Raw genomic sequence first — 522 nt, 5'->3', positions numbered from 1 at the left:
CGTTTAGATGCAGATTCACTCACTGAGTTGCTTGTTGAAGCTGACTCTGAAGCTACTTTAGATGCTGACTCACTCACTGAGTTGCTTGTTGAAGCTGATTGTGAAGCTACTTCTGAAGCACGTTTAGATGCTGATTCGCTTACTGAGTTGCTTGTTGAAGCTGACTCTGAAGCTACTTTAGATGCAGATTCACTTACTGAGTTGCTTGTTGAAGCTGATTCTGATGTAAGTTTAGATGCTGACTCACTCACTGAGTTGCTTGTTGAAGCTGACTCTGATGTAAGTTTAGATGCTGACTCACTTACTGAATTGCTTGTTGAAGCCGACTCTGAAGCTACTTTAGATGCTGACTCACTCACTGAGTTGCTTGTTGAAGCTGACTCTGAGGTAAGTTTAGATGCAGATTCACTCACTGAGTTGCTTGTTGAAGCCGACTCTGAGGCTTTCTTAGAAGCTGACTCACTTACTGAGTTGCTTGTTGAAGCTGACTCTGAGGTACGTTTAGACGCTGACTCACTCACT

1 protein-coding gene is annotated in these 522 nt (G+C 43.3%); it reads left to right on the top strand.

Annotated elements, in window-relative coordinates:
- Positions 1 to 522: MSCRAMM family adhesin SdrC (locus D8787_RS12090; protein WP_221765921.1), on the top strand; the 522-nt coding region annotated here is incomplete at both ends.

Origin of the sequence: Streptococcus mitis, from assembly GCF_003944325.1 — a bacterium.
Classification (GTDB): domain Bacteria; phylum Bacillota; class Bacilli; order Lactobacillales; family Streptococcaceae; genus Streptococcus; species Streptococcus mitis_CW.
This window is presented reverse-complemented; position numbering and strand designations above follow the sequence as displayed.